Raw genomic sequence first — 251 nt, forward strand, 5'->3', positions numbered from 1 at the left:
TGCTAAAAAATATCAGAGCATAATTTATAAGTCTTCAAAATCAACTAAAATAGCTAGCGAATCTTTTTCTCAATCGGTAGAAAACATCAACTTACCTTTAATCGTATATTTAGGGACAGGACGACTGTGGTATCAAGGGCGATATAGCTCAGAAGCTCAAGATCAAAAGTTGGATAACAGTGTTTATTCTCGATTTTGGGGATATCAAAATTGTTTAACTGCAACATCAAGTTACAAGCAATTTCAATCTT

1 pseudogene is annotated in these 251 nt (G+C 33.1%); it reads left to right on the plus strand.

The annotated features are described in order from the left end of the window. Positions 1-251, plus strand: a pseudogene (locus HMPREF2886_RS34770) (hypothetical protein); the annotation flags it as partial.

It is taken from the genome of Pseudomonas sp. HMSC066A08, assembly GCF_001813025.1.
Lineage (GTDB): Bacteria > Pseudomonadota > Gammaproteobacteria > Pseudomonadales > Pseudomonadaceae > Pseudomonas > Pseudomonas aeruginosa.